Origin of the sequence: Peptoniphilus sp. KCTC 25270, from assembly GCF_021012875.1 — a bacterium.
Lineage (GTDB): Bacteria > Bacillota > Clostridia > Tissierellales > Peptoniphilaceae > JAJMZJ01.
Genome location: NZ_JAJMZJ010000002.1, coordinates 286,864 through 310,197, shown reverse-complemented (window position 1 = coordinate 310,197; position 23,334 = coordinate 286,864). Strand labels below are relative to the sequence as shown.

Below are 23,334 nucleotides of genomic sequence, written 5' to 3'. Positions count from 1 at the left end.
TTCTCCATGCAAAAACCTTCGGTTTTCTTAGTCGAAATGACGTGGTTGGAGGGTGCTTTGACGAATGACGTGAATGAAAGAAATTTCTTTCTATAAAAAAAGAACCTCCCGTTTTGGGAGGTTCTTTTTATTTTTGTAAAGATATTTATTTGTTTCCGGCTCGTCGAAATCCGGCGGCTTCGGCTTCTTCTTGGCTATTAAAATAGACAACGTTTTGTTCGCTGATTTTGTTATAGTCGGGATCGGTTGGCATATGGTAAATTTTGCTTTTTTTGTTTCCTTTGATTTTTTGTTCTTCTTGGTTTGCTTTTAGGGAACTTTCGGTTCGGTTGTCTGATTGAATTTTTGGAGTTACAGGTACTTCTTTGGTACCATAATCGGAGTCCCAGAGGCCTCTTTGTTCTCGAATGGCCTCTTGCTCGTAATCGTAGAGAATGTCTTGATATTTTGTGTTGGGTTCGTAGATAATTTCTCGGGCATATCCTCTTTTTACGAGAATCCCATTGTAGAAGAGTTTGTCAAATTCTTCTTGGGTGGGAGAGGTGGATTGAGGCAAACCTAACCAAATATAGCGTAGGGCTCTTTGGTATTGGTCTTCAGGGGAAACGTCACTTTCTAAATAGATGGTTCGCCCAGTGAGCTGTTCTTTGGTAAAATCGCTGGATTCTTGGCCGTAATATTCAACGACACCAGAGGGATGAACGCTTTCTGGGGTGTTGATTCCTACCATGCGTACACGGGTTTCTTTGCCATCAATATTTACGACGAGGGTATCGCCATCTACGGTTCGAAGGACTTGGCCGACTTCCCAATTTTCGGGTAAACTTTCGGATTGTAGGGATTGGTCGCAGCCGATTAGTAGTAAGGATAAAAGGAAAATGGGTATATATTTTTTAATTGATCGAATCATTTATTCAACTCCTTTGTACTATAGTATATCATAATTTGGGGGTTGGATTGTAGGTAGAAAGGAAGACTATGGCTTTACAAATTTTTGGAACGAAAAAGTGCAAGGATACGAAAAAGGCACAACGATTCTTTAAGGAACGAGGATTGGATTTTCAGTTTGTGGATTTAACGCAAAAGGAATTGAGTAAGGGAGAGTTTCGTTCTGTAGCTCAATACGTTGGCGGATTGGAAGAAATGGTAAATTGGGAGAGCAAGGACAAGGATGGCTTGGCTCATATTCAATATCGTGTGGAAGAACAACGGGAGGAGATTTTGCGAGAGTCTCCGGAGTTGTTAAAGACGCCGATTGTCCGTTTTGGAAAAAAAGCGACAGTAGGGTTGGCGGAGAAAGTTTGGAAAGAGTGGGCACAGGAGATGAAAAATGGGAAATAAATACGATTTTGATGCAGTGATTGATCGTAGGGAAACTTTTGCTGTGAAACATGAGATGTTGCCAAAGGGAGCTCCCGAGGATAGCTTGGCTCTTTGGGTGGCGGACATGGATTTTGCTGTGGCACCGGAGATTCTTTCGGCTATGGAAAAGCGGTTAAACCATGGAATTTTTGGTTATACGATGTATCATTCGGAGCCGCTAAAGCGGTCTATAACGGATTGGTTTTCTCGTCGCTATCAGTGGGGAATGAATCCGCGGGATGTATTTTTTTGTCCCGGGATTGTTCCGGCGATTTCTTATTTGTTGGAGTTGATGACAGAAGAGGGAGATGGCGTAATTATTCAGCGGCCGGTTTATTATCCTTTTACCAATAAAATCGAGGCACGAGGACGAAAGGTAGTGAATTCGCCTTTGAAATATGATGGAGAATTGTATTCTATGGATTTTGAAGATTTGGAAGAAAAATTCAAGGATCCATCGGTAAAGGGTATGATTCTTTGCAATCCTCACAATCCCGTTGGGCGGGTTTGGACGAAAGAGGAGCTAAAGTCGGTAGCGGATTTTGCTAAAAAATACAAAAAATGGATAATTTCAGACGAGATTCATTGCGATTTAACAAGAGAGGGCATTACCTATACGCCTTTTGTGTCTGTGGCGGAGGACATTTTGGATCAAATTGTAGTTTGTACGGCTCCTTCAAAGACGTTTAATTTGGCGGGGCTACAGCTTTCTAACGTTGTTATTTTCAATAAGGAATGGCAGAAAAAGTGGAAAGAATATGTTTGGGATGTGTTGAATTTGTCTAGTCCGAATCCATTTGCTGTGGAGGCGACCATTGCAGCTTATAATGAGGGGGAAGAGTGGTTAGAGGAACTGCGCGGGTATTTGGATGGAAATTTCCAGTATGTGAAAGAGAGATTGGAGAAGGATTTGCCTAAGGCGAAGCTGATTCCTTCGGAAGGGACGTATTTGGCATGGATGGATTTTTCGGCTTATTCGAAAGATCAGGAAGCCTTGGAAAAGGCGATGCATAGAGAAAAATTGGCCCTAGATGAGGGATATATCTTTGGCGAGGAAGGAATTGGATTTGAGCGGATGAATTTGGCAGCGCCTCGAGAGATCGTTCAAGAGGCGATGGATCGATTGATTCGTGGAATCAAGGGTTTAGAATAAGGAAAAGATTGGTATTTTTTTGGGAATTCTCTTATAATATAGGATAGTAGTAGGAATTTATTTTTGGCATAGGGAGGCTATTATGTCTGAAGACAAAAAATTCAAATTATATCGTTGTAGACCTTGTGGATTTATTTATGACCCAAATGTAGGCGTAAAAGATTATGGCATCGAACCAGGAATTCCATTTGAAGAATTAGGGGAAGATTGGGTTTGCCCAAAATGCGCTGCAAGTATTTGGATGTTTGAAGAAGTGAAAGAATAAAAAAGAAGACGGCTTAGCCGTCTTCTTTTTTTAGAGGAGTAAGGTTTTCAAAATTCCTTTTGTTCAAATATTTTTAAGCTAATCAAATAGGAAAATAGAAAGAATAGAGCGCTAAAAAGAAAAAGAACAATTGAAAATAAATCGGGGAATCTGTTAAAAATTTCAAGGAGAGAATTAAAATCGATGAAAACGGAGCTTTTCAAAATTTTATATCCTAGAAATCCAATTCCCGCAATACATATATAGATAATCATTAGATACAATTTAGAATGCTCTACTCCCACTTTCAAAATAACGGGAATGATAATTCCTGTCATAATAAAAAATATTCCATAAGCGAAAAAGATTTCAAAAAGCCATTCTGTTAGGATAAAACCATCTGTTGATAAGGAAAAGGCTATAAGGCTGACAAGAGACATAATGCTTAAAACAATAAATCCTAAGAGGATAGACCCTATATATTTGCTCTGAATGTATTGTTTTCGGAGAATGGGGAGAGTGAATAGAGCCGCGTAGCCGTTGTTGGATTCGTCTAGGGATATAGATATGCTAGAAATGGAAGCATTTATGCCAGCTAAATAGGTAAGAGCAAAGAATGAACTACTGGTATTTTTGCTGAAAAGAGTAAATCCAATAACACAACCGATAATTAGCAATAAAATTTTTAATTTTTTTCTAGTTAGGTAAAAATCTTTTCGTAAAAGTGCAATCATATTTTCAACCCCTTATCCATAATCCCAACGAAATCATCAATAGAAGAATTCTCTATGGCAATATTGGGATAGTTTTCTTGATAAAATTGTTTTTCTTTCGTTAAGAAACAGTAACCATAGGCCGTTTTCAAATACCCTAGAATATAGGATTTATCTAAGATATTCCATTTTTCCTCTGTTATTTTAACCAATCCATAATCAGACAATAAAACATCTGTATCTTCTTGTAAGATAATTTTCCCTTTATGGATAAAATAAATTTGGTCACAAAGTTTTTCTAAGTCAGTGGCTATGTGGGAAGATATAATTACAGAGGCATCCTCATTTTCTGTCATATAATCACGAATCGCATCTAATATTTCTTCTCTAGCGACAGAATCCAAGCCAGAAGTAGGTTCGTCTAAGAGTAAAATTTTTGGTTTATGAGTAAGGGCTATAAGAAGTTTTAATTTTGCTTTCATTCCTGTGGAAAATTTTTCTGCTTTTTTCTTTGTAGGGAGTTCCATTTTTTCTACGAGAGAATCAAAAAGAGCCCCATCAAAATTACGATAAAAATCCTCTAAAAGACGGCGGATTTCTTCTATAGTTAAATGCTCACTAAAGAGAGAATCGCCTAAAACAGCGCCAAAATCTTCTTTTTCGAAAAGAGAAAGATGGAGTATATCTTTTCCCTTATAAATAATTTTCCCAGAATCGCGATGGATCAGTTGAAGCAACAATTTGAAGAAGGTAGATTTTCCTGAACCATTCCGGCCGACCAATCCGATAATATATCCGCTAGGAGCTATAAGATCTATATCTAATTGGAAATCTCCATATTGCTTTTGTAGTCCTTCTACTTTAATCATAGTTACCTCCTAAAATAAGAAAGAAAATCTCTTTGATTTCTTCTTCTGTCATTCCATATGATTTTGCTTTTTCAACAACAGAAGAAAAAGCTGCCTCTACTTCCATTTGCTTTCTCTCATTCAAAAGATAAATGCTCTCTTGAGAGATAAAAGATCCTTTGCCGTGAATGGTTTTGGAAAAACCTTCTTCTTCCAAAAAGTCATAGGCTTTTTTTACGGTTAAAGCACTGATTTTCAATTCTTTGGAAAGACTTCGAACAGAAGGAAGAGGGTCATTTTCTTTTAGCTCGCCTCTTAAAATAAGAGATTTTATTTCTTCTACAATTTGCTGGTAAATCGGAATCATAGAAGAGTGGTTAATTATTATATTCATTGCTCCCTACCTTTCTGAAAACAGTATATAACAGCATATATCACTTTGTCAATAAAGGAGAAGAATTTTCCATCCACTTATATCATTTCGACCGAAGAATTTTGAGAGGATTTTTCCACCCCACTTATGTCATTTCGACCGAAGAATTTTGAGAGGATTTTTCCACCCCACTTACGTCATTTCGACCGAAGAATTTTGAGAGGATTTTTCCACCCCACTTACGTCATTTCGACCGAAAAAATTCTGATAAGAATTTTGGAGTGGAGAAATCTCACAGCCTTTTTACGTTCACACGCCCAACGGCTTTCCCCCAGGTAAACGTGGACCCTGGTGAGATTTCTCCGTGCGAAAAACTAGCGTTTTTCTTAGTCGAAATGACGTGATTGGAAGGGCGTTCCGTGGAAGAAAAAGGGACGCTCCCTCATCAATTGTAACTCTCTCTTTCTTTCCCCAACAGAAGAACCAATCCGCCACGAATCCAGAGAATGCTTTTCGGAGAAAAGCGTACATTCCGCGCGTTTTGAGGGTGTAAGGGGAGGGGTCCCGGGGAGGGCATGAGGGAGAATCGCAACTCCCTTCGCCCTCCCCGGGTAAAGAAGATGAGAAGGTAGATGACGTTTTCGAATGGATTAGGAATGAACAGAATTTTTTATAAATCGCCAAGGGCCTTGTTCTAGGTGGACGCTGACCCTGGTGAGATTTCTTCGTGCGAAAAAACTAGCGTTTTTTCTTAGTCGAAATGACGTGGTAGGGAGGATGCTCCCTCGAAATGACATAGTAGGGGGTGCTCCGTGGAAATAAGGGGGATTTTCCAGGGGGAAATGGTGCCATTGTGTCCGTAAGATTTTTTTTGGGTATCTATTCTTCTATAAACACGTTAAACACGTTATTTTAGAGGAGGGATTGTGTGTCACGATCAGTTTTTTTACATAGACCGAATATAGTGGAGGCAGAGGAAGTTACAGTTTCTAAGGGAACGACTTTTTTTGATTTGCTTCCTAAGGAAAAATCTCCTTCTGATTCTCGAATTACTTTGGGAAAAGTAAATCATGTTCTTTATGAATTGGGAGAAGAGATTCCTGAAGTTGGGGAGGAAATACTTTTTATCAATACACAAGATACAGATGGTTATCGTGTGTATATGCGTACGTTGTCTTTTGTTTTTTCTGTGGCGATGAAGGAGTTGTTTCCGGAGAATCGCTTGGTTTTTGAACATTCGATTTCCGGGGGAACTTACTGCACTTTAAGGGACGGAGACCGCCCAATCGTTATGGATTCTTGGACAAGGGATCGAATATTAACTCGTATGAGAAAAATTGTAGAGGAAAAAATTCCTATTGTTCGGAGGGAAGTGCCGGTTTCTGAGGCCATTTCTTTGTTTGAAAACTTGGGACGCATGGATAAGGTGGCTCTTTTGAAGCAGACAGAGAAGGATCGAGTTGCGATTTATTCCATGGGAGAGCATCAAGATTCTTTCTTTGGTTTCCTTTTGCCAAATACTGAACTGGTGGACGTTTTTGATTTGGAATTGTTCAATTGTGGTTTGGTTCTTTTAGGGGTGGACCGCTTTGCGGGAGATCGCGTGCGAAACTTCCTGCCCCAATACAAATTGTCCATGAGCTATAATGAGTCGGAGGCTTGGGCGGAATTACAAGGTGTTACTCAGGTTTCTCATTTGAATGCCCTAATTGAACAGGGCAGAATTGGGGAGGTTTGTCGCGTTACGGAATCTTTGCAAAATGAAAAGATTATGGACATTGCGGAGGAAATTCATCGAAACAATAAACGCATTGTTTTAATTGCGGCGCCATCTTCTTCGGGAAAGACGAGTTTTACTTATAAGTTAAAGACAAAGCTAAAAGTTTTAGGGCTACGTCCTTTGACGATTTCTTTGGATGATTATTATGTGAATCGTGTGGATACGCCTTTGGATGAACATGGAAATTATGATTTTGAGTCGATTTATGCCATTGACTTGGAATTGTTTAACAAAGATTTGAATGCTCTTATGCGAGGAGAACCGGTAGAGCGAATTCGTTTTGATTTTACAACGGGGGAACGGGTTCATATGGGCGAGGAGATTCAAATTGGTGCGAGAGATCCAATTTTGATTGAAGGGATTCATGGCTTGAATCCTCTTTTAACGGACCACATTGCAGAGGAGCATAAGTATCGAATTTATTTAAGTGTAATTACGCAAATTAATTTAGACAATCACAATCGAATTCCTACAACGGATCTTCGAATTTTGCGTCGTATGGCTAGGGACAAGGCCTTCCGTGGAAAGCCCATTGATCAAACCATTATGGAATGGGAATCGGTTCGGGCGGGAGAAAAAGAGTTTATTTTTCCTTATCAAGAAGAAGCGGATGTGCTTTTTAATTCTTCTTTTATTTTTGAAATTCCGATTTTGAAGAAGATTTTAATGAAGGAATTAAAGGAAATTTCCCCAGAGAATCCTGCCTATACAGAGGCAAAACGACTGGAATCTTTGCTTCAATATTTTGTAACGTTGGAAGACGATTCTGACGTGGTAAACACTTCGATTCTTCGAGAATTTATTGGTGGAAGCAAAATTGTATAAAAAAGGCCTCCTTTTGGGAGGTTTTTTTGTGGGAAGAATATTGGTCAGTGAATGTCAAAGAAATTTCAAGCTTTTGTATTTTTCCTCCACAAACTTCCTCTAAAGGGTATATAATGCTATAGCAATAGAAATTTGCGAGGAACCACCTCGCGGGGGAAGGATGATGGAATGATTATTGGAAAAATTTTATTGATTGCGGCGATTAGTGGCTTTATAGGATATATGACCAATGTGTTTGCGATTAAAGCTTTGTTTCGTCCTTATGTGCCTTTTCGATTGGGTCCGATTGTGTTTCAGGGGTTGATTCCGAAACGGAAGGACGAGTTGGCAGAGAAGGTGGCGGAAATTGTTGGACAGGAATTTTTAAGTCAAGACGATTTGATGGATCGCCTAATTAGCCAGGAGGATGAAAAATATTTTACGGAGTTTATTGCCAACCGAATCAATCAGGTGGTAATTGAGAAGACGTCGTTTTTGCCAAGTGCGTTTCAATATAAATTGGTAGGGGCGGTAAATACGCAAATTGAGCAGGAATCGCCTCGTTTGTTTGAGGATTTTAAGTCCATGGCGGAGAATCAGATTCAAGAAAAAGTAGATGTTTCTGCAATTATTCAAGAAAAGATTCAGGCTTTGGATTTGGCCCAGATGGAGGAATTGGTTCTTCGGGTTTCTCATAAAGAACTAAAGGCCATTGAATGGCTTGGGTTGATTATGGGAGCGGCCATTGGATTCATTCAAGGAATTATCACCGTTTATGTTTTATAAAGAGAGGAGGGGGATTTATGGAATGGAAAGCTTTAGAGAAAAAAGATTTTTCTTTGGCCCAAGACTATGGGGCGGAAGGAATGAATTTTCGGCGTTATATAGAAAATCCCCTTGCTCTATATTTTTATAAGAAATATTTTTTCTTTAAGATGCGAAACGAGGCGACAGAGGAGATGGCTCTCTATGAGGGAGAGGAACTTTTAGGGCTTTTGTTTCTTCATCGAGAAGGCGAAAATCAAAAATTTGGCTCTTTTGGATCGGAAATTTTTGTCTCGCTGATGGATTGGTTTCAGCGAACTTTTTTCCGAGAAGAAATTGGTTCCTATGGCCGTGCCAATGAAAAGATGTTGGAGTCTTTGAAAGGGCGGACAACTCTTTATGGAGAGGTTTTGCTTTTGGTGGCGAACCCTAAGAAGCGAAGGAGCGGAATTGGAAGTGCTCTCTTGAGGGAACTTGAAAAGAAATATCCAGGAGAATTTTTCTATTTGTTTACAGATGATGGATGCGATTATCCTTTTTATGAGAAAAAGGGATTTTCTCTAGAAGGAAAAGAGCAAATTGAAATGGAATTGGAAGGGAAAAAAGTTCCGGTCATGTGCCTTATGTACGGAAAAGAAATGTAAGAACGGCGAGAGTCGTTCTTTTTTTGTGGGAATTTGACCGGGATTTTTCTAGGTTTATAATAAAAGGAAGAAAGAAGGAATGCTTGTGGAAACAAAAAACGATGCGCTTTTCTCTTCTATGCCGATTGGAAAGGCTATTTTTTCTTTGGCTGTGCCTACAATTATCAGCCAACTGATTACTGTCGTCTATAATATGGCCGACACTTTTTTTATTGGAAGACTAAATGACCCCTCTCAAGTGGCTGCGGCAACCATTGCCATGCCGGTATTTATGTTTTTAACGGCTTTGGCAAATCTTTTTGGAATTGGTGGCGCCAGCGTAATTTCTCGTAGCTTGGGAGTAGGAAATACAAAACGAGCGAAACAGTGTGCGGCTTTTTGCATTTGGACGGCGGCCGGTGTGGCGCTTCTTTATGGAATGGTCGCTTTTCTTGTGCGAACTCCCCTTTACCATCTTTTGGGCGCGGGACCGGATACATGGCAACATTTGGAACGCTACCTTTTCTGGACGGTTACCATTGGTGCGATTCCAACGGTTATGAATGGCACTTTGGCTCATTTAATCCGGGCGGAAGGCTATTCTCGTCAAGCCAGTTTTGGTGTTGCTTTTGGTGGAATTTTGAATATTATTTTGGATCCTCTCTTTATTTTCACTTTTCATTTGGAAATTCGCGGGGCAGCCATGGCAACGATGTTGTCGAATTTGATCGCCTTTTTCTATTACGGCGTGCTTTTGTACCATATTCGAAAAAGAACGATCATTACCCCTAGTATAAAAGAATATTCTTGGAAAAATTCCATACCTTGGGAAGTTTTTACGGTGGGTTTGCCCAGTGCCATTATGATGTTTATGAGTACTTTGTCCAACGGAGTTTTGAACAATATTGTGGCGTCCAATTCTACAGAAGCTATTGCAGGAATGGGGATTGCCAAGAAGGTAGATTTGTTGGCCTTTGCCATTGCCCAAGGAATGACCCAAGGGACTTTGCCTTTAATTGCCTACAATTATTCCTCAGGGAACCACAAGCGAATGACCTCAGCTATTCGAAGAATGTTTTTTGTTAGTGTAGGAATGGCTATTCTGGGAACTATTTTCCTATATGCGGAAGCCCAATGGATTACCAATTTATTTATTGCCGATGAAAAAACCATAGCATTTGGTTCTCGATATATGCAAATTTTATCCTTGGTTTGTCCATCGGCGGCTTTTAACTTTGGAATCATCACCATATTCCAAGCCGTGGGAAAGAAAATTCAGCCGATGCTATTGTCTTTTATTCGAAAAGGAACTATGGATGTACCCCTTATGCTTTTGATTAACGCAAAATATGGCGTAGAAAATATTTTATGGGCGACACCAATTGCAGATCTAATTGCCTTGTGTATTGCTTTGGGAATGTTTATTCCTTTTATTCGTTCCATAAAACGAAATGGAGCAGAGAAAAAAGAAATGCAAGTGTAAATAAAATCCTGCTATGGCAGGATTTTTTTGTTTTTTGGTGGGATTTCTTTTCCTCCTAAAATAAGATATAATAATTCTACGACAGTTCGATTGTGCCATCCTGTCGTTAAACAAAACCAGGACTGCTATATATTGGAAAAATCAGCTCATTTTTCGAAATGGGTGATTTTTGTGTAGCGGCTTTGCGTTTGGCGCAAGGTCTTTTTTTTATGGCAAAATCCTTGGTCAAAAATTTGATTTAGGGGGAAAATATGGAAGAAAAACAATGGATGGAAGAAACGGGAGAATTTTCCAATTGGTTAAGAAGGGAAATGGAAGAAACGGAGATTTTGCTTCGTTGCATTCCAGCTCTTGCCGTTACTTTGTTTGTGGTTAGTGTTGTGTGTATGAATCTTTTGGCGAATAAGACGATTTTTCAGTCCCATTGGTTGGCTGTAGATGGAGGCATTTTAATTTCTTGGTTGTCTTTTATGTGCATGGATATTATTACGAAACACTTTGGGGCGAAGGCGTCTACAAAGATTGCTCTTTTGGCGGCTTTTATTAATTTGCTTACTTGCGTTATTTTTTATACTGTAAGCATTATTCCATCAGATGCCGATGATTATACGGCTTTGAATGCTCTGTTTGGAGGAACGTGGTTCATCCTTTTGAGTAGTACGGTGGCCTTTTTGACATCGGCTGTGATTAACAATTCTTTGAATTGGACCATTAGCAAGGGATTTAAGAAAAATCCTGATGGGAAATTGGCCTATGCGACTCAGACGTATATTTCTACGTTTGTGGGACAATTTATGGACAATTTGATTTTTTCCTGTATGGTATTTATGTTTTTTGCTCCCATCTACTGGGATGGATTTCATTGGACCTTTTTGCAATGCTTTATGTGTGCCTTAACCGGGGCTGTTTTGGAGTTGATTATGGAAGTTATTTTTTCGCCCATTGGCTATAAAATCCTTCAAAAATGGCGTAGGAATAAAATAGGACAGGAATATTTGGATTTTATTTCGAAAGAATAGGGAGGAGGCGACGGATGAAAGTTTTGATTACAGGGACCTCCCGGGGAATCGGAGAGGCCATAGGGAAGCTGTTTTTGGAAAAGGGTCATAAAGTAATTGGAATGGATAAAGATTCGGGAACGATTCATCACGAAAATTACGTTCATTATCAAGTGGATATTTGTGATTATGAAAATCTTCCAGAAATAGAAGAGGTAGAAGTTTTAATTAACAATGCGGGCGGACAAAACGAGGATAGTTTGGAGAAGGACATTGACGTGAATTTGAAGGCTTTGATTCACATTACGGAAAAGTATGGAATTCAACCAAAAATTCGCTCGATTTTAAGTATTGGATCGGCCAGTGGCCATACAGGGGCAGAATTTCCCGCTTATTGTGCAAGCAAAGGGGGAATCGTTGCTTATACAAAAAATGTGGCCATGCGAATTGCTCCTTTTGGGGCAACGTGCAATAGTCTGGATCCTGGGGGTGTAATTACGCCTTTGAATCGCTGTGTAATGGAAGAGGAAAGACTTTGGGCGGAAATTATGGAAGAAACGCCTTTGAAACGTTGGGCAACGGTGGAAGAGATGGCGGATTGGGCGTATTTTTTAACGGCAGTCAACGGATTTTGTACGGGACAGAGCATTGTTGTAGATGGAGGCGAATCCACGAAGTTCAATTTTGTTTGGCCAAGTTGATTTGAAGGAAAAAAGATATAAGACAATTTATTAAAATAAGAAAAAAGACAATAAAAAAAGAGCGATATATATCGCTCTTTTTTGTTTTGTGTTTTTATTTCCAATATTCTAATTTGCTTTCGTCCAAACCAATATTTTTGGCTAAGAACACGGGATTTTTCCCTTCTTTGCTTTGGGCTCTGTAGTCTTTCAATGCTTTTAAGGCTTGGTTTCCGAGAATAATAATTACAGGAACATTTACCAATACCATTAAGGCCATTAGCAAGTCAGCAATATTCCAAACCAATTCCATTTCCATACCAGCACCGATAAAAATCAACAGAGTGGCAATGATACGATATACGATCATAAAAGTTTTGGAAGGAACTTTTTTGTTTAGGTACGTTAAACAGCTATCTACATAATATAAATTACCAAGCAATGTTGTAAAGGCAAATAATCCTAGAGATACAGTGATGAAAATATATCCGTAATGACCAAAAACAGTAGCCAAAGATTCTTGCACGTATTGGGCTCCTGCAAGCTCTTCTGTGTTAGGAATTCCAGAAGACATAGCCATAAAAGCTGTTGCAGAACAAATTACCAAAGTGTCCAAAAATACAGAGAACATTTGAACCAGACCTTGTTTTACGGGATGGGATACATCGGCAGAAGCGGCTGCATTTGGGGCAGAACCCATACCGGCTTCGTTGGAGTACAAACCACGTTTGATACCATAAACCAAAACAGATCCAGATAAACCACCGAAAATGGCTTGGAAATCAAAGGCACTAGAGAAAATATTAGAGAAAACAGTAGGCATATAGCTAATGTTTTTCAAAATCATAAAAATAGACATGGCAACAAAAATCATACCCATAAAAGGAACTAAGATAGAAGTTGCTTTGATGATACGCTTTCCGCCACCAAGAATACAATAACCAGCAAGAATGGCTAAAATACCTCCAATAATCCAAGAAGTTTGTCCTGGTACATAGAAATCATATATCTTGAAAGAGTCTTGCATATTGAAAGAAGCCAACATATTAAATCCAACGGCATAGGTTAAAATTAAGAAAATAGCAAAGACAACACCAAGACCACGAGAACCTAAAGCGTGTTCTATGTAATAACTTGGTCCACCATAACTGGTTCCGTCGCTACCTTTGCGTTTGTAGATTTGGGCCAAAGTTGACTCAATAAAGGCGGAAGCTCCACCAATAACGGCAATAGCCCACATCCAGAAAACGGCACCGTAGCCTCCTAGACAGATGGCTTGTGCAACCCCTACGATGTTTCCTGTACCTACGCGGGATGCTGTAGAAACCATTAATGCTTGGAAAGAAGAAACCTCTCCATCATGTGGTTTTTCTGTAAGTACATTGATAGATTCCTTAAACAAAGAAATTTGCAAGAAACCTGTACGGAATGTAAAATATAGACCGGCTCCAATGAGAACCAAAATTAGAATCGGATAATAAAGATATCCATTAACTGCTAACAATAAATCCATGATTCACCTCATTTGTATTTCATTTTATTTTTCACTTTCACTATTTTATCACAAAAAACTATATTATAAAATATTTTTTTATATAGTCTACAAAAAAATAAAGAATTTTTGATAGAGCTAAACTTTGTTTGCGTTGAGAGGTAAGAGGGAAAGGGGAATAAAGAGGAAAATAAATTTTAAGAAGAGGATAGAAAAGCAGAAAGTTTTTAGTTGGAGAGGAAGAAAAGAAGAGAAACAATTCATCGCTTTAGCACAGTAAAGAAAAACGTGTATTTTTCAATAAAAATCACGTTGTAATCTCATTTTTACGGTACATTTTTAACAAAGTTTATGTTATACTATGAAGTGTTAGTATTTTATTTTATTTTTTATTTGTAAAGGAGATAGATATGGAGAACCAAAAGAACTCAGCGGAGTTCAAACCTTATGTTCCGGCTGATAAAGTGATGCCGGAATTTACCTTTGCGTCCATCTTCTTAGGTATTCTGTTGGCCGTTGTTTTTGGTGCGGCAAACGCTTATCTTGGATTGCGCGTTGGTATGACAGTTTCTGCTTCTATTCCTGCTGCCGTTATCTCTATGGGAATTATTCGTATTATTTTGAAGAAGGATTCCATTCTTGAGAACAATATGGTACAAACCATAGGATCTGCAGGGGAATCATTGGCAGCGGGTGCGATTTTTACTTTGCCAGCAGTATTTATGTGGGTGGCGGAAAGCAATGGAGCTTTTGAAGCACCAAATTACTTAACGATGGCTCTTGTTTGTATTAGTGGTGGCTTGTTGGGAGCGGTATTTATGGTACCTCTTCGTAAAGCCCTAATTGTAAAAGAGCATGGCACATTGCCTTATCCAGAAGGAACAGCCTGTGCAGAGGTATTGGTTGCTGGGGAACAAGGTGGTAGCGCAGCTTCTACAGTATTTACTGGTTTGGGAATCGCAGCTTTGTACAAATTTATTGCGGATGGATTGAAATTGTTCCCAAGTGAAGTAGATTGGTCCATTGAAAAATTTGACGGTTCTGGGATTGGTATGGATGTATTGCCAGCCCTTGCCGGTGTTGGTTACATCTGTGGAGCAAAAATTGCTTCTTACATGTTATCTGGCGGGGTTTTGGCTTGGTTTATTTTAATGCCAATGATCAAGGCTTTTGGTGGCGATACCATTTTATTCCCTGCTACAACTCCTATTGGAGAGATGGGCACTTGGGACATTTGGTCTAACTATGTAAGATACATTGGGGCCGGTGCCGTTGCCGCTGGTGGTATTATTTCTTTGGTAAAATCTTTGCCATTGATTATTCGTACTTTCAAAGAAAGTTTGGTTTCTTTGAAAAATAAAGAAGGCGCTGATATTGCCATTGATCGTACATCTAAGGATTTAGATGGAAAATATTTGATTATTATGTTGGCTGTGGTATTAGCCATTATTTTCTTAACTCCAACGATTCCATTGGGAATTGGTAGTACATTGATGATCATCGTATTCGGTTTCTTCTTTGCTACTGTATCTTCTCGTATGGTAGGTTTGGTTGGTAGTTCCAACAACCCTGTGTCTGGTATGGCGATTGCGACTTTGTTGATCGCAACCATTTTATTAAGAGCAACAGGAGTTACTGGCAGTGCAGGAATGATTACCGCTATTATCATCGGTACCATTATTTGTATTGTTGCAGCTATGGCTGGGGATATGTCTCAAGACTTAAAAACTGGTTATATTGTTGGGGCGACACCATATAAACAACAAATTGGTGAAATTATCGGTACCATTGCATCTGGTTTGGCCATTGCCGGCGTTTTGTATTTGTTAAACGCAGCATGGGGTTACGGTTCCAAAGAATTGCCAGCTCCTCAAGCTTCTCTTATGAAGTTGGTTGTTGAGGGAGTAATGGGCGGAAACTTGCCATGGGATTTGGTATTTGTTGGTATAGCAGTAGCCGTTATGGTTGAAATTGTTGGTTTACCAGTTCTTCCTGTAGCCATCGGTTTGTATTTGCCAATTCACTTATCCACTCCTATTATGGTAGGTGGCTTAATCAAATTGTATTTTGAAAGAAAACAATTCAAAAACGAAGAAACAAGAGAAAGAGTTTCAACCAGTGGTATTCTTTATGCTTCAGGTATGATTGCCGGTGAAGGTATAGTTGGTATTTTACTTGCCGTTCTTGCTATTATTCCATGGGCTGGCGGAATTACCTTGGGAGAATACATTGATTTATCTGCTCGCGGTATTAGTTTAGGAAATATCGGTGGCTTGGTGTTCTTCGCATTGTTGATTTTGACTTTCTTAAAAAATTCTTTATGGAAGAAAGATTTATACGTAGATTATGAAGAAAAATAAAGAAAATTATTTGGATCATATTCCAGTAAAAAAAGAGGAAATGAATTGGAGCGAAGAAGAAGGCCTTGTGACTCTCCATTTGGAGCACAAGGGGATGTACAATAAAATCGCTCAAAAATTTTTCCATACACCGAAAACTAGTGATATCCACTTGGATGAGTACGGGAGTATGGTTTGGAAGTGCATCGATGGGAAAAGAAGCATTTATGAAATTGGAATTTTGTTAAAAGAAGAATTTGGAGAAGAGGCGGAGCCTTTGTATGAGCGTTTGTCGAAATTTTTCTACATTCTTCGCCAGGAAAAATATGTAAAGTTCCAAAAGAAGGAGAGCCAATAGATGAGTGAGACGCTGATTATTATAATTGGAATCCTCTTGTTTGCCCTAGCTACGATTATTCTCTATATGATTGGTCTAAAGAAGAAAATGGGCGAAGACGAAGAGTTGGCAAAAAAACTCTTACACAATGCTTCCCTTAAAGTTTTAGATCATTTGAAGCATCACGATAGCGTAAATTCTCAGGAATTAAGCGAAATGATTAAAGGCGTTCAAGCAAAGAATTTCTATTCTAGCAAGACCGCCGTTGTGGTGGATGAAAAAGAGTTCAAATATCAATTGATCGATTTTATGATCCAAAATAATTATCTAATCGAAGAAAAAGACAACAAAGGAAAGAAAATCTATCGACGAGGAGAACGTCGGCGATAAGATTTTAGACGAAAAAACGCCTTAGAGAAATCTAGGGTGTTTTTTATTGGGAAAAGTACAAAAAACTTATACACTTTAATATATTTTATTATTCTAAACATATACCTTGACGAGAAAGAAAATATAATCTATGCTAAAGATAGCACTAGGGGTGTCGCGAGACTGAGAAATACCCTATGAACCTGATCTAAGTAATATTAGCGGAGGGAAGTGTATCTGAATGCTTTGGCTACCGCGATTTTTATCGCGGTTTTTTTATTGGGAAAGAGAGGGAATTGTTTATGAGATTTACGGAAGAGTTGAAAGGGTACACAAAGGAAATTTGGGAAGCCTACGATGTGCATCCTTTTATTCAAGGGCTGGAAAAAGGGGATTTGCCCATAGAAAAGTTTCAATTTTACATGATTCAAGACTATTTGTATCTATGGGATTATGCAAAATTATTTGCCTTGGGTGCTCTAAAATGTGAAAAGAAAGAATGGATTTCTTCTTTTGCCCAATCGATGGATTTAACTCTTAATGGAGAAATGGGGATTCATAGAGGGTACATGAAACGACTGGGGATTTCTTTGGAAGAGGCAGAGGAAACAGAGATGGATTTTCTCAATCGTTCTTACACAAACTATATGCTTTCTGTATCGCAAAAAGGTGGATATGAAGAGGTGGTAGCGGCTCTTTTATCTTGTGCCTGGACCTATGCAGAAATCGCCAATGGGATTCATAAACGAAATCCAAAAGCAAAGGACCATCCTTTTTACGGGGAATGGATTCTTGGCTATACTTCGAAAGAGTTTCAAGAAGGGGCCCAAAAGTATATTAAGCAAATGGATGAAATCGGAAAATATCTTTCGCCAGAAAGGAAAGAATATTTGAAAGAAGTATTCCGCGTTTGTTGTTTGTATGAGTTAAAATTCTGGGACATGGCTTATTTTGAAGGAAGCGAGGGAGAACGTTGAAAGAAAACAATAGTAAGAAAATGGCTTATACGGCTATTTTGGTCGCCATTGCTGTGGTTGGATCTAGTTTTACCATTCCGATTTTTGGAGCAAAATGTGCTCCGATTCAACATCTAATCAATGTAATTAGTGCGGTTTGTTTGGGGCCGGGGTACGCTTTGGCTCAGGCGTTTATGGCCAGTGTAATTAGAAATATGTTGGGGTTAGGAAGTGTATTTGCTTTTCCAGGAAGTATGTTTGGCGCTTTTCTTTCAGGAATTTTGTACAAGAGAACCAAACATCTTTGGGGAGCTTATTTTGGAGAGGTTTTTGGCACAGGAATTTTAGGGGGAATCACCTCCTATCCCATTGCGTATCTTTTAATGGGGAATAAAGAAGCGGCCCTATTTACCTTTGTAATTCCTTTTCTTATTTCCACAATTGGGGGAACAATTATTGCCATTGTTGTTTTAACCTCTATGGATAAGTCTGGTTTGTTGCATAAAATCCAAGGGAAATGGCAAAAAAGTCATTGATATTGTATATTTTTACAGCCTTTTAGAAAAAACATTGTATCTTTTCTAAAAGTATGGCAATCCTTGTTATTTTGCGATTTCTTCCTTTACTTTAGCGGAATAAATCCATAAAATGATATTTGGTTATCAAAGTCTTCTAGGTTGGGACCTATTTGACTTAAAAATGGAAAGGAGTTTTTATGGAAGAAATGAAGAAATCGGTGCGATTGCCGAACAAGCTGGAAGCAGCCGCACCAATTGTCGTTTTATTGACGATTATGATTATGAACTATGTTCTTGAATGGGGAGCGGATCCTCATATTCCCGTAATTATTGCTTCTGCTGTAGCCATGTTTGTGGGAGTTCGTGCGGGACATAGCTACAAGGAAATGTTAGCCGGTGCTTTGGATGCAGTAAGCCAATCTTTAGAAGCCATTATTTTAATTTTATTTGTAGGTTGTTTAATTGGTTCCTTTGAATACGCTGGTACGATTCCTGCTGTAGTTTATTATGGATTAAAAACCATTACTCCTGCTTTGTTCTTGCCTTTGGCTTGTGCCTTGTGTGCTGTGGTTGCCTTGGCGTTGGGTTCTGCATGGACTTTGTCTGCTACCTTGGGAATTGCCTTTATGGCGATTGGAAAAACGATGGGAATCAATCCAGGCCTAATTGCTGGGATGATTATTTCAGGAGCGTGTGTAGGGGATAAATTTTCGCCTCTTTCCGACTCTACCAACTTAGCGGCGGGCGCATCTCAAACGGGGCTGTTTGACCATGTTCGTGCCATGGTTACAACGACTTTTCCTTCTTTGGTAATTGCCATTGTAATCTATGCTGTATTGTCCCTAAATATGTCTAGCAATTACGATCCTACCGTTGCCAATGAATTAAGTGATGCCATTGTTGGACATTACGATTATATGAGCCCCATTCTCTTGATTCCATTGGTGTTAATTGTAGTGGTAGCGGTAATGAAATTGCCATCCATTCCAGGCGTGCTTTTAATTTCAGCGATTGGCTGTTTATTTGCGGTCGTTTTCCAAGGAGCAAGCTTTGCCGATTGTTTGGAAATGGTTCATTATGGATATTCCGCAGAAACTGGAAATGAATTAGCCGATGCCCTTATGAATCGTGGGGGAATGGATTCTATGTTGTGGACCAACAACTTAGTAATTGTAGCGGTTGGTTTTGGTGGAATTCTTCAAATTATAGGAGCCATCGAATCTTTAATTGGCGGAATGATTAAAAAGGTAAAAACTCCTTTCCAATTGGTATTGGTAACAATGGTAACATCTGTTTTTTGTATTACTACCATGTGCGACCAATATTTGGGATTGATTATTCCTTCTGCGATGTATAAGGATGAATATGACAAAATGGGATTGGGAAGAAATCTTTTGTCCCGTTCCATGGAGGACAGCGGAACACTTTGGTCACCATTGGTACCTTGGTCTTCTTGCGGAGCCTACCATTCTTCTGTTTTAGGCGTTTCTGTATTCGCTTATATTCCTTTTGCCTTTATGAATTTAATCAACCCAATTTACGCTTTAACCACCGCGTACTTTAACCGAAATATTATCTATGCCGATGGATCTTATCGTAATATTTTTGGAAAAATGAAGCAATTGCCAGAACCAGATGCTCCAGAAGAAGCGAAGAAAATTGCTATGGCTGCTTTAGCGGAGAGAAAAGCAGCTCAAATGTAATATGGAAGTTCGTGGAATCCTAAAAGAGAGGAAAAAAGCCAACACCATCTCATTGGTTGGCATCGTATTGGTCATGCTTGTCTTTGAAGTATGGGCCAAACGATATGTATTTATTCCGATTACTTTATTGGTTCTTTTGGCTTGTTTTTTGAAAAAATCTCATATTGTTTCTCAAAAGGGAATCAATATTCAATACCAACTCTTTGGAAAAGAGATTGAGAATCTTTGGACCTGGGAAGAGGTTACAGGAGTTGCAATGGATTTTCAAAAAATAGCCCCTTATGTAATGGTGTATTTTGGGAAGGGTATGGCAACTAGGGCCTTCAAAATGACCCAAGAAGATACATTGAAAATAAAGAAAATAGTAAAACAACAACGTCCCAACCTAAAAATTGAAAAAATAGCAAAATAAAGAAGTCCCATCTATCTAGATGGGATTTTTTTATTTTGTGGGTATTTAGGGGGTAGAATCTATGATGGAGGAATAATAGTACCAAATTTTAGAACGACTAGAGGAAAAAAATCAGAAGTCAGAGGGTAAAAAGTGAAAAATGTGTGAAAGAAAATAGGAGAAAACTATGTTTTTGCCCTAATATCTTGCCCTTTTCTTTCTTGTAAGACGATTAAATCCTAGTAATATGGCGAATTTTAAGAGTTGTATAAAAATGGTGAAAAAACTTCACAAAAAATTCACTTTTTTCGGAAATACTATTGATTATTACTGTGGAAAGTTGTAAAATGTACAAAAATCAATAGAAAAGGGGATTGAGATGAGAAGTTTTTTTGCAGCATGGAAGCGATTAAGCCTCGTTAAACAAATTATCATTGGCTTAATCATCGGTATTATTTTGGCAGTTGTAGCTCCAGGTCCGTTATCATTTATTTCTATTTTTGGTGAACTCTTTGTTAATGCGTTGAAAGCGGTTGCTCCCGTATTGGTATTTTTCCTAGTTATGGCAGCGATTTCTAATCATAAAGCGGGACAAAAAACCAATATGAAACACGTTATCGGGCTGTATTTAGTCGGAACATTTGCAGCTGGTGCTTTGGCTGTTATTGCAAGCTTTATTTTCAAATTGGAACTAAATTTGGTACAGGGGGCAACAGAAGTAGCTCCTCCAAGTGGAATTTCCGAAGTATTACATACGATTATTTTTAATGTAGTATCCAATCCAGTAGATGCTTTAATGAATGCAAATTATTTGGGTATTTTGGCTTGGGCTCTATTGTTTGGTTTCGCATTGCGCTCTGCATCCGATGCGACAAAAACGATTTTAGGCGATATTTCAGAGGCGGTTTCTTCTGTGGTTCGCTTTGTTATTAGCTTTGCTCCAATTGGGGTTATGGGCCTTGTATTTAACTCTATTGCAACGACTGGATTGTCATCTCTATTGTCCTATGGCCAATTGATTGCTTTACTGGTTGGTTTGATGTTATTTGATGCTTTGGTAGTTAATGCAATCATTGTATTCTTAAACATTCGAAAAAATCCATATCCTTTGATTTTGAAATGTTTGAAGGATAGTGGAATTACAGCATTCTTTACTCGTAGCTCTGCGGCTAACATTCCAGTAAACTTAAAACTTTGTGAAGATTTACAATTGGAAGAAGATACTTATACCATTTCGATTCCTTTGGGAGCAACAATCAATATGGGTGGAGCTTCCATTACCATCGCTGTATTGTCTTTGGCCGCGGCCCATACTTTAGGCGTAAGCGTGGATATTCCTACGGCTATTCTATTAAGTGTTTTAGCAGCTGTTAGTGCTTGTGGTGCTTCTGGTGTTGCTGGTGGATCTTTATTATTGATTCCGTTAGCTTGTAGTTTGTTTGGTATCGATAATGACATTGCAATGCAAGTTGTAGGAGTAGGCTTTATCGTTGGAGTAATTCAAGACTCTGCGGAAACCGCCTTGAATTCTTCAACAGACGTATTGTTTACAGCTACTGCTGATATTGCAAAACGTATGAAAGAGGGAACTTTCTCAGGAAATGTAACCAAAGTAGCAAAATAAAAAAGACTCGCCTAGGCGAGTCTTTTTTATAGATTCTTTTTGTTTTTAAGCCACCAATAAGTGAGAAATAGGACGAGAACAGTGAGAAAGGTAACAATCCATACACCGTAGGGATTTTTTTCGAAGGGAAGAGAAAGGTTCATTCCCCAAAATCCTGTGGAAATGGTGGGAATCGTTAGGAGAATGGTCCAAATGGTTAATTTTTTCATAACCAGATTCATGTTGTTGTTTATAACATTGCTTAAAATATTGGTTAACTTTTCAATAATAGATCCATATTTATAAACGAGATGAATGGCTTGGTTGTGTTCCACTTGAATGTCTCTCAAAAGTTGTTTTTCTTTAAAATCCAATCCGTTTTTTTCGGCCTCTTCCTCCAATCCTTTTAAGAGTCTGGTATTTCCTTGTATGGAAGCCTCAAAAGAAATTAATCCTTTGTTCAAACCAATCAAATCATAAAAAATAGAATTTTCTGTTTGAGAGGATACAGATTTTTCAATTTCCAAAAGAGAGATTTTTATTTCCTTTAGATGGCAAATGTATTCTCTCGAAATCGCCCAAAAAATATCCATTAGCCAAGTATCTGCGCTATAGTGGGAGTTGTAAGCCTCTGTTCGAAGAGTTTCTTCCAATAAAGGATAGGGTTTCTTGGAAGTGGTAATCATGACTTCTTCTGATAAAACAATGGCCAAGGGCAAAGTATCGTAGGTGTCAGCTGGAGGAATGTCTTTGGTTTTTATGGGATAGAGAAAGACGAAAAGATGCCACTCCCTTAAATCTTCGGAGATGTATTTTTCGTATCTTGTGGGTTCGTCTTCATCGATTCCTGCCGTTATAAAATCTTTTGGAATGGGATAGCTTTCCATTATAGACTGAATTTCCTCCGGAGTTGGATTTTCCAAATGAATCCAGGGGATTTTTTTCTGCTCTGTATTGGATACATAGGGGTGAGAAATTTGCCGTTTCATAAAGTCTCCTAATTTCTGAATTATATGAATTGTAAGCCAAAGAGTAGAATTTTTCAAGATGCAGAGAAATGTTTTGGAAAATTTAAGGTCTAGGGTATAATCAATTTAAGAAGAAAAATAAGGAGTAGGTTATGAATTGGAATCGAGAGGAAATTCCTTTTTGGAATCTTTTAACGGATGAAGAGAAGGAATTTGTAGGGAAGAACATTAAAAAAGAAAAATTTTCAAAAAATCAGATTATTAATCAGAACAATGGGGCTTGCCCAGGGGCCTTATTTATTCTAGAAGGTCAGTTGCGAGTGTACATTCTATCGGAGGAGGGGCGAGAGGTAACTTTGTACCGCATGAATGGACGAGATTTTTGTGTTTTTTCCAGTGTTTGTCTCTTGGATAAGATTCAATTTGATGCAATCATAGAAGTGACAAAGGATTTGGTGGGTGTTGTAATCCCGACAGAGGTTTTGAATACTGTGATAAAGAACAATGTAACCTTGGAGTTGTACCTAAATCAAATGGCCAATGCTCGTTTTTCCGATGTAGTTGAAACGATGCAACAAATTTTATTTATGGGGGCAGATCGCCGAGTAGCAAGGTTTTTGTGGGAAGAGATGAATCCTATGGAAGAAGAGAAAGTGATTTGTATAACCCATGAAGAGGTGGCAAAATCCATAAGTAGTGCTCGAGAAGTGGTGACGAAAACTTTGAAATATATGGCAGAAGAAGGAATTTTAGAACTTTCTCGTGGGAAAATTAAAATTTTAGACGTAAAAAAATTAAAAGATATTTTGTAATTGTGTGACTGAATTACATA

Annotated in this window: 24 protein-coding genes and 1 riboswitch; of the genes, 18 read left to right on the top strand and 6 right to left on the bottom strand. The window is 38.5% G+C overall.

The window, feature by feature from the left end; translation table 11 throughout:
* Positions 1-145: 145 nt before the first annotated feature.
* On the bottom strand, positions 146-910 hold the full coding sequence (locus LQU94_RS05420; RefSeq protein ID WP_230696677.1) for a thermonuclease family protein: 765 nt from the start codon (positions 908-910) through the stop codon (positions 146-148).
* A 68-nt stretch (positions 911-978) separates the two neighbouring features.
* Here LQU94_RS05420 and LQU94_RS05415 point away from each other — a divergent pair, with 68 nt between their 5' ends.
* From LQU94_RS05415 to LQU94_RS05405, 3 genes are all read left to right on the top strand, one after another.
* Positions 979-1,341, top strand: a complete 363-nt coding sequence (locus tag LQU94_RS05415; protein ID WP_230696676.1) for an arsenate reductase family protein — start codon at positions 979-981, stop codon at positions 1,339-1,341.
* The gene (locus tag LQU94_RS05410) at positions 1,331-2,515 is read left to right on the top strand and encodes a MalY/PatB family protein (protein WP_230696675.1); all 1,185 of its coding nucleotides are present in this window, start codon (positions 1,331-1,333) and stop codon (positions 2,513-2,515) included. Before LQU94_RS05415 ends, LQU94_RS05410 begins: the two co-directional genes overlap by 11 nt.
* Positions 2,516-2,597: 82 nt before the next feature.
* Positions 2,598-2,780 carry a rubredoxin gene (locus LQU94_RS05405; RefSeq protein ID WP_230696674.1) on the top strand — a complete coding sequence of 61 codons (183 nt, stop codon included), beginning with the start codon at positions 2,598-2,600 and terminating at the stop codon, positions 2,778-2,780.
* Positions 2,781-2,827: 47 nt separating this feature from the next.
* Here LQU94_RS05405 and LQU94_RS05400 read toward each other — a convergent pair whose 3' ends face one another.
* The 3 genes from LQU94_RS05400 to LQU94_RS05390 are packed head-to-tail and all read right to left on the bottom strand — an operon-like array spanning position 2,828 to position 4,714.
* Complete coding sequence (locus LQU94_RS05400) at positions 2,828-3,493, bottom strand: ABC-2 transporter permease (protein ID WP_230696673.1); 666 nt, start codon at positions 3,491-3,493, stop codon at positions 2,828-2,830.
* Positions 3,490-4,341 carry an ABC transporter ATP-binding protein gene (locus LQU94_RS05395; protein ID WP_230696672.1) on the bottom strand — a complete coding sequence of 284 codons (852 nt, stop codon included), beginning with the start codon at positions 4,339-4,341 and terminating at the stop codon, positions 3,490-3,492. Before LQU94_RS05395 ends, LQU94_RS05400 begins: the two co-directional genes overlap by 4 nt.
* Positions 4,334-4,714 carry a GntR family transcriptional regulator gene (locus LQU94_RS05390; RefSeq protein ID WP_230696671.1) on the bottom strand — a complete coding sequence of 127 codons (381 nt, stop codon included), beginning with the start codon at positions 4,712-4,714 and terminating at the stop codon, positions 4,334-4,336. Before LQU94_RS05390 ends, LQU94_RS05395 begins: the two co-directional genes overlap by 8 nt.
* 907 nt (positions 4,715-5,621) lie before the next feature.
* Between LQU94_RS05390 and LQU94_RS08120 the strand changes: the two genes are divergently transcribed.
* From LQU94_RS08120 to LQU94_RS05360, 6 genes are all read left to right on the top strand, one after another.
* A complete protein-coding gene (locus LQU94_RS08120; RefSeq protein WP_230696670.1) occupies positions 5,622-7,298 on the top strand; it encodes a nucleoside kinase in 1,677 nt (558 codons plus the stop codon).
* Positions 7,299-7,466: 168 nt separating this feature from the next.
* On the top strand, positions 7,467-8,063 hold the full coding sequence (locus tag LQU94_RS05380) for a DUF445 domain-containing protein (protein WP_230696669.1): 597 nt from the start codon (positions 7,467-7,469) through the stop codon (positions 8,061-8,063).
* 17 nt (positions 8,064-8,080) lie between these two features.
* A complete protein-coding gene (locus LQU94_RS05375) occupies positions 8,081-8,686 on the top strand; it encodes a GNAT family N-acetyltransferase (protein WP_230696668.1) in 606 nt (201 codons plus the stop codon).
* Positions 8,687-8,765: 79 nt separating this feature from the next.
* Positions 8,766-10,148, top strand: a complete 1,383-nt coding sequence (locus LQU94_RS05370; protein WP_230696667.1) for an MATE family efflux transporter — start codon at positions 8,766-8,768, stop codon at positions 10,146-10,148.
* Positions 10,149-10,399: 251 nt separating this feature from the next.
* A complete protein-coding gene (locus tag LQU94_RS05365) occupies positions 10,400-11,167 on the top strand; it encodes a VUT family protein (RefSeq protein ID WP_230696666.1) in 768 nt (255 codons plus the stop codon).
* A gap of 14 nt (positions 11,168-11,181) precedes the next feature.
* A complete protein-coding gene (locus LQU94_RS05360) occupies positions 11,182-11,847 on the top strand; it encodes an SDR family NAD(P)-dependent oxidoreductase (protein WP_230696665.1) in 666 nt (221 codons plus the stop codon).
* Positions 11,848-11,941: 94 nt separating this feature from the next.
* On the opposite strand, the gene LQU94_RS05355 is transcribed toward LQU94_RS05360, so the two are convergent.
* On the bottom strand, positions 11,942-13,339 hold the full coding sequence (locus LQU94_RS05355; protein ID WP_230696664.1) for a sodium:alanine symporter family protein: 1,398 nt from the start codon (positions 13,337-13,339) through the stop codon (positions 11,942-11,944).
* Between the two features lie 389 nt (positions 13,340-13,728).
* Here LQU94_RS05355 and LQU94_RS05350 point away from each other — a divergent pair, with 389 nt between their 5' ends.
* From LQU94_RS05350 to sstT, 8 genes are all read left to right on the top strand, one after another.
* Complete coding sequence (locus LQU94_RS05350; protein WP_230696663.1) at positions 13,729-15,678, top strand: OPT family oligopeptide transporter; 1,950 nt, start codon at positions 13,729-13,731, stop codon at positions 15,676-15,678.
* Complete coding sequence (locus tag LQU94_RS05345) at positions 15,665-16,015, top strand: PqqD family protein (RefSeq protein WP_230696662.1); 351 nt, start codon at positions 15,665-15,667, stop codon at positions 16,013-16,015. The genes LQU94_RS05350 and LQU94_RS05345 overlap by 14 nt, the downstream gene beginning before the upstream one ends.
* Positions 16,016-16,384 carry a hypothetical protein gene (locus LQU94_RS05340; RefSeq protein ID WP_230696661.1) on the top strand — a complete coding sequence of 123 codons (369 nt, stop codon included), beginning with the start codon at positions 16,016-16,018 and terminating at the stop codon, positions 16,382-16,384.
* 137 nt (positions 16,385-16,521) lie between these two features.
* A riboswitch (TPP riboswitch) is annotated at positions 16,522-16,610 on the top strand.
* A 55-nt stretch (positions 16,611-16,665) separates the two neighbouring features.
* Positions 16,666-17,340: a thiaminase II gene (gene tenA, locus LQU94_RS05335; protein WP_230696660.1), complete on the top strand. Its 675-nt coding sequence runs from the start codon at positions 16,666-16,668 to the stop codon at positions 17,338-17,340.
* Positions 17,337-17,855: an energy coupling factor transporter S component ThiW gene (gene thiW, locus LQU94_RS05330; RefSeq protein WP_230696659.1), complete on the top strand. Its 519-nt coding sequence runs from the start codon at positions 17,337-17,339 to the stop codon at positions 17,853-17,855. Before tenA ends, thiW begins: the two co-directional genes overlap by 4 nt.
* A gap of 179 nt (positions 17,856-18,034) precedes the next feature.
* On the top strand, positions 18,035-19,540 hold the full coding sequence (nhaC, locus tag LQU94_RS05325; protein WP_230696658.1) for a Na+/H+ antiporter NhaC: 1,506 nt from the start codon (positions 18,035-18,037) through the stop codon (positions 19,538-19,540).
* A 1-nt stretch (position 19,541) separates the two neighbouring features.
* Positions 19,542-19,952: a hypothetical protein gene (locus LQU94_RS05320; protein ID WP_230696657.1), complete on the top strand. Its 411-nt coding sequence runs from the start codon at positions 19,542-19,544 to the stop codon at positions 19,950-19,952.
* Positions 19,953-20,310: 358 nt separating this feature from the next.
* On the top strand, positions 20,311-21,555 hold the full coding sequence (gene sstT, locus LQU94_RS05315; protein ID WP_230696656.1) for a serine/threonine transporter SstT: 1,245 nt from the start codon (positions 20,311-20,313) through the stop codon (positions 21,553-21,555).
* 26 nt (positions 21,556-21,581) lie between these two features.
* Here the strand turns inward: sstT and LQU94_RS05310 are convergent, their stop codons facing one another.
* Positions 21,582-22,523 (bottom strand): magnesium transporter CorA family protein, encoded by a 942-nt coding sequence (locus tag LQU94_RS05310; RefSeq protein ID WP_230696655.1) that lies wholly within the window; start codon positions 22,521-22,523, stop codon positions 21,582-21,584.
* A 131-nt stretch (positions 22,524-22,654) separates the two neighbouring features.
* On the opposite strand from LQU94_RS05310, the gene LQU94_RS05305 reads away from it, so the two are divergent.
* A complete protein-coding gene (locus tag LQU94_RS05305; protein WP_230696654.1) occupies positions 22,655-23,314 on the top strand; it encodes a Crp/Fnr family transcriptional regulator in 660 nt (219 codons plus the stop codon).
* The last annotated feature ends 20 nt before the right edge of the window (positions 23,315-23,334 follow it).